Here is a 6,428-nt window from a genome sequence, read left to right as displayed (position 1 = left end):
GTCGGCGGGGACGGGGAGTGAGGGCGATGTGGACGAAGAGAGTGACGATGACGGCGCGCGTCAACAGCGACGCCGGGCCGCGCTGAAGCAGCAGCGGGCGCGGAAACAGGACATCTGAGCGGCAGTCGGGGAGAGACAGACATATGGCCGGGGATTCGTCCCAAGCGGGCACCACTGGGCTGGAGATCGCCATCGTCGGCATGGCCGGGCGCTTCCCCGGAGCCCGGGACCTGGAAGCCTTCTGGCGCAACCTGCGTGACGGAGTGGAGTCCATCACCTTCCTGAAGGACTCCGAGTTGGAGGCCAGCGCGCTGGACACGCCCGCGCTCCGGAGCGACCCCAACTACGTGAAGGCCGCCGCGTACCTCGAGGACGCGGACCTCTTCGACGCGGGCTACTTCGGCGTCACCCCCAGGGAAGCGGAGGTGATGGACCCGCAGCAGCGCGTCTTCCTGGAGGTCGCCGTCGAGGCCCTGGAGAACGCCGGCCATGACGCCGAGCGCTTCAAGGGCCGCGTGGGCGTCTATGCCGGCGCCCGCACGGACACCTACGTCTTCAACCTCTTCTCCAACCAGGCCGCGGTGGGTGGGTTGGACCCGTTCGAGATTGGCCTCGGCAACGACCTGGCCTTCCTCACCACGCGCGTGGCGCACCGGCTCAACCTGCGCGGCCCCGCGTACTCCGTCCACACCGCGTGCTCCACGTCACTGGTGGCGCTCCACCTCGCGAGTCAGGCGCTGCTGGCCGACGAGTGCCAGATGGCCATCGCCGGCGGCGTGGCCATCAACATCCCGCAGAAGGTGGGGTACCTGCACCAGTACGGCGGCATCATGTCCCCGGACGGGCACTGCCGCGCCTTCGACGCGAAGGCGGCGGGCACCATCTTCGGCAGCGGCATCGGACTCGTCGTGCTCAAGCGACTGGAGGACGCGCTGGCGGACGGCGACACCATCCACGCCGTCATCAAGGGCTCGGCCATCAACAACGACGGCTCCGTGAAGGCCAGCTTCACCGCGCCCGGCGTGCAGGGCCAGGCCACCGTCATCAAGGACGCCATGGCCGCCGCCGAAGTGCCGGCGGACACCATCTCCTACGTGGAGGCGCACGGCACCGGCACGGCGCTGGGAGACCCGATTGAAATCCGCGCCCTCACCAAGGCGTTCGGCAACAAGGTGCGCGGAAAGCGGACGGTGGCCATCGGCTCGGTGAAGACGAACGTGGGCCACCTGGACGCGGCGGCCGGCAGCGCGAGCCTCCTCAAGGCCGTGCTCGCGCTGAAGCACCAGCAGCTCCCGCCCAGCCTGCACTTCGAGTCGCCCAATCCTCAAATCGACTTCGACAGCGGCCCCTTCTATGTGAACACCGCGCTCCAGCCCTGGCCGCGCGGGCGCACGCCGAGGCGCGCGGGCGTCAGCTCGTTCGGCATCGGCGGCACCAACGCGCACGTCATCCTGGAAGAGGCCCCGCCCGCGCCACCGTCCGCCCCCGGCCGTCCGTGGGAGCTGCTGGTGCTGTCCGCGCGCAGCCACACCGCCCTGGACACCGCCACCGCCCGGCTGGCGCAGCACCTGGAGGACCACCCCGAGGCGTCACTCGCGGACGTGGCGTACACGCTCCAGCTGGGCCGCAAGGCGCATGCGCACCGCCGACTGGTGGTGGCGAAGGACGTCAAGGATGCCGTGCGTGTGCTGCGCATGGCCGAGCCCCAGCGTGTCCTCACCGGCGCGCATGAGACGGGCAACCGGCCCGTGTCCTTCCTCTTCTCGGACGCGGGCGCGGGCGCCGCGCTGGAGCCGCTCTACCGCGCCGAGCCCGGCTTCCGCGCGGAGGTGGACCGCTGCGCGGAGCTGCTCCAGAAGTCGCTCGGCACGGACCTGCGCGCCGCGCTGTACCCGGACGACGGCCGCCTCCCCACCCTCTCCGGCCCCCTGGCCGCCGCCGCGCGCTTCGTGGAGCCGTATGCCCTGGCCCGCCTGTGGATGACGTGGGGCGTGCAACCGGAGTCGCTGCTGGGCGAGGGTGTGGGTGAGCTGGTCGCCGCGTGCCTCGCGGGCGTGCTGCCGCTGGAGGACGCGCTGGCCCTGGCCGTGGCGCGCGGTGGCGGTGCCGAGCCCGTACTGAATGGCCACGCGCTGAAGGCGCCGGAGGTGCCGCTCTACTCCGCCGCCACGGGCGCCCTGCTCACCGCCGACGAGGCCACCCGCGCGGCGACGTGGCTGGAGGTCGCGAGCCGTCCCTCGAAGGTGACGGACGCCCTGCGCGAGCTGGTGAAGGAGTCCACGCGCGTGCTGCTCGCGGTGGGCGCGCCGGGCGCGCTGGTGGAGTCGGCCCGCTCGCTGGCGGGTACCCGCGCGGTGCTGGCTTCGCTGTCCGCTGACGCGACGCCGGCCCCTGCCGCGGTGCTCACCACGCTGGGCCGGCTGTGGCTGGAGGGCGTGGAGGTGGACTGGGAGGGCCTGTACGAGGGGCAGTCACGCCGCCGCGTGCCGCTGCCCACGTACCCGTTCGAGCGGCAGCGCTACTGGGTCGCTCCGGCCGAGCGCACCGCCACGGCGCTGCCGCAGGGCCCCCAGGGCAAGCTGGCGGACCTGGCGGACTGGTTCCACGTGCCCTCGTGGCGGCGCACCGCTCCGGCGGCGCTGGACCGCAAGGCGCTGGCCGAGCAGCGCTGCTGGGTGGTCTTCGTGGATGGCCTGGGCGTGGGCGAGGCACTGAGCCGCCGCCTCGAGGAGTCCGGCCAGCAGGTGGTGCGCGTGCGGCAGGGCACCGCCTTCACGCGCGAGGCGGAGCGCCGCTACGCGCTCGATGCGTGCGTGCCCGGCGACTACGCCATGCTCTGGAAGGAGCTGGCGGACCAGGACCTCCAGCCGTCCGTGGTGGTGCACCTGTGGAGCCTCACGCCGCAGGCCGAGGGCGCCTCCGGGCCGGAGCTGTTCCAGAAGCTGCAGGACGCCGGCTACTACAGCCTCCTGCACCTGGGACAGACGCTGGCGAAGGCGGACACCTCGCGGCCGGTGCGCGTGGAGGTGGTGACCAACCGCCTGCATGACCTGGAGGGCGAGCATCACGCGCTGCCGGAGAAGTCGACCCTGCTGGGGCCGTGCAAGGTGATTCCGCAGGAGCAGCAGCACGTCACCACGCGCTGCATCGACGTCATCGCGCCGGAGCCCCTCACGGACGGCGTGGCGGAGCTGGCCTCGCGCCTGCTGGCCGAGGTGAGCCAGAAGCCGAAGGACGTGGTCGTCGCGTGGCGCGGCAGCCACCGCTTCGCGCAGTCCTTCGTCCCCCTGCGCCTGGAGGCGGAGGGCGAGCCGCCCCACCCGCTCCGTGAGAAGGGCGTCTACCTCCTCACCGGCGGCCTGGGTGGCGTGGGCCTGCTGCTGGCCGAGCACCTCGCCGACACGGTGCACGCGCGGCTGGCGCTGCTGGGCCGCACGGCGATGCCGGAGCGCTCCGAGTGGGACGCGTACCTGGCGTCGCACGCCGAGGACGACAAGGTGGCCCGGCAGATTCGCCGCGTGCGCGAGCTGGAGCAGCGCGGCGCGGAGGTGATGGTGGTGCGGGCGGACGTGTCGGACGCGGCACAACTGGAGGCCGCGGTGGCCCAGGTGGAGGCCCGCTTCGGCGCGCTGCACGGCGTGCTGCACTGCGCGGGCGTCACGCAGGGCCCCTCGCTCTACAACCCGCTGACGAACATCGGCCGCGGCGAGTCCGAGACGCAGTTCGGCCCCAAGGTGTACGGCACCTACGCGCTGGAGAAGGCGCTGCGCGGCCGGGCCGTGGACTTCGTGCTGCTGTTCTCCTCCAACGCCGCGGTGCTGGGCGGCCTGGGGTACCTCACCTATACGTCGTCCAACCTCTTCCTGGACGCCTTCGCGCAGGCACGCGCGGGGAAGACGGGCACCCGCTGGGTGAGCGCGTCGTGGGACCCGTGGCCCGAGGAGACGAAGCACGCCAACGTGCGCACCAGCATGGACCAGTACGCCATGACGGCGCGGGAGGGCGCGGAGGCGGTGCGCCGGCTCGCGACGCTCGGCGTGGATGGCCAGGTGGTGGTGGCCACGGGCGACCTGGCCCAGCGCTGGAAGCTGTGGATTCAGCGCGACACCTCACAGGCCGCCTCTGGCGCGCGCGCCTCTGGCAAGCCGCGCCGCTCGAAGACGCCGTACGTGGCGCCGTCCACCGAGGTGGAGCAGCAGCTCGCGGCCATCTGGCAGGACGTGCTCGGCGTGGACCAGGTGGGCCTCAACGACAACTTCTTCGACCTGGGAGGGCACTCGCTGCTGGCCACACGCGTGGCCGGTCGCCTGCGCACGCAGTTCGACTTCGACATCCCCCTGGCGAAGCTGTTCGAGGCGGCCACCGTGGCGGCCCTGGCGAAGCTGGTGGCCGACCACCAGGCCGCGCTGGAGGAGGCCGCCAGCGAGGCGGCGCTCGCGGAGCTGGCCAACCTCAGCGATGAGGAAATCGAAGCCGAGCTCGCTCGGCGCTCGAGCTGAGCGGCCACGTTCGCATTGAAGAGTTGAAACAGGATTGGCGGCGCGTGTTCGCGCCAGCCTCTGAGACATCTCCGCCTCGGGCCGGGCCCTGAACGCCTGGCTCCGTTGGGCCCCTGGAGCTTCGACATATGAGCGGCGGCACGAAGAACCTCGACAAGCTCACCCCCAAGCAGCGCGCGCTGTACGAGCTGCTCCTGAAGGAGAAGAAGGGCCAGCTCCAGGCGACCGCCACCAAGGCCCAGGAGCGCACCATTCCCCGGCGCGAAGGCACCGGCTCCACGCCGCGCACCGGCCCGCTGCCGCTGTCCTTCGCCCAGCAGCGCCTGTGGTTCCTGGACAGGCTGGAGCCGGGCAGTCCCTTCTACAACATGCCCGTCGTGCTCCGGCTGGAGGGCACGCTGGACGTGGGTGCCATGGAGCGAAGCCTCGCGGAGCTGGTGCGCCGCCATGAGGTGCTGCGCACCACCTTCGCCGAGGGCCCCATCCAGGTCATCCACCCGGCCGGTCCGGTGCCGCTGCCGGTGGTGGACCTGTCGTCGCGGCCCGAGGACGCGCACGAGGCCGAAGTGCGCCGGCTGGCGCGAGAAGAGGCCCAGCGCCCGTTCGACCTGACGCGCGGCCCGCTGCTGCGCGCCAAGCTGCTGCGACTGAGCGAGAGTCGCCACGTCCTGCTGCTGACGCTGCACCACATCGTCGCGGATGGCTGGTCCCTGGGCGTGCTGGTGCGCGAGTCCGCGGCGCTCTATGCAGCCTTCCGCGAGGGCCGTGCCTCTCCGCTGCCCGAGCTGCCCGTGCAGTACGCGGACTACGCGGCGTGGCAACGCGACTGGCTCCAGGGGGAAGCCCTGGAGGCCCAGCTCTCGTGGTGGCGCGAGCACCTCTCCGGGGCACCTCCCGTGCTGGAGCTGCCCACCGACTTCCCGCGTCCCGCCGTGGGAAGCCTGCGTGGCGCCATGCACGCGCGCGTGCTGCCGAGGACGCTGGCCGACTCGCTCCATGCGCTGAGCCGGAGCGAGGGCACCACCCTCTTCATGGTCCTGCTGGCCGGCTTCGAGGTCGTCCTCTCCCGCTACTCCGGGCAGGAGGACTTCGTCGTCGGTACCGACATCGCCAACCGCAATCGCACCGAGACCGAAGGTCTCATCGGCTTCTTCATCAACCAGCTCGCCCTTCGCGCGCGGCTGGGCGGGGACCCGACCTTCCGTGAGCTGCTCGGCCGCGTGCGCCAGGCCACGCTCGCCGCGTATGCCCACCAGGACCTGCCCTTCGAGGAGGTCGTCAAGGCGCTCAACCCCGACCGCAGCCTGGGCCACGCGCCGCTCTTCCAGGTGAAGCTGGTGCTGCAGAACCAGCCGGACGAGGTGCTCCAGGCGCCGGGTCTCACCTTGCGTCTGGAGCCGGTGGAGGTCGGCACCTCGCGACTGGACATCACGTTCTCCGTCGTGGAGAAGGCCCAGGGTTTGGAGTGCACGTGCGAGTACCGCACCGACCTCTTCGAAGCGGCCACCATCGACCGGCTGATTCGCCACCTGGGCACGGTGCTGGAGGCGGTCGCGGCTCGACCTGAGACCCGCCTGTCCGCCCTGCCCCTGCTCTCCTCGGACGAGCAGCGCCAGGTGCTGGTGGAGTGGAACGCCACCACGCGGGACTTTCCGCGCGAGACCACCGCGCACGCCCTCTTCGAGGCGCAGGCGGCTCGTACCCCTGACGCCATGGCGGTGCGCTTCGAGGGCGAGGTGCTCACCTACGCTCAGCTCGATGCCAGGGCCAACCAGCTCGCGCACCACCTGCGCGCCCTCGGTGTCCGGGCCGAAGTGCCCGTGGCCCTGTGCGTGGAGCGCTCGCTGGACACGGTGGTCGGCATCCTCGGCATCCTCAAGGCCGGCGGCGCCTACGTCCCCATGGACCCGAGCTACCCCGTCGAGCGCC

Annotated in this window: 2 protein-coding genes; both read left to right on the top strand. The window is 71.9% G+C overall.

Annotated elements, in window-relative coordinates:
- Positions 1-143: 143 nt before the first annotated feature.
- Complete coding sequence (locus HG543_RS50265) at positions 144-4,499, top strand: type I polyketide synthase (RefSeq protein WP_169352103.1); 4,356 nt, start codon at positions 144-146, stop codon at positions 4,497-4,499.
- Positions 4,500-4,627: 128 nt separating this feature from the next.
- On the top strand, positions 4,628-6,428 hold a 1,801-nt coding region (locus tag HG543_RS50260; RefSeq protein WP_169352102.1), incomplete at its 3' end, for a condensation domain-containing protein.

The sequence above is a fragment of the Pyxidicoccus fallax genome (assembly GCF_012933655.1).
In the GTDB taxonomy this organism is placed as follows: Bacteria; Myxococcota; Myxococcia; order Myxococcales; family Myxococcaceae; genus Myxococcus; species Myxococcus fallax.
This window is presented reverse-complemented; position numbering and strand designations above follow the sequence as displayed.

What these genes read in the sequence shown, in the direction of transcription:
- HG543_RS50265 (WP_169352103.1), top strand. Translation starts at nt 144, where the DNA reads ATGGCCGGGGATTCGTCCCAAGCGGGCACCACTGGGCTGGAGATCGCC.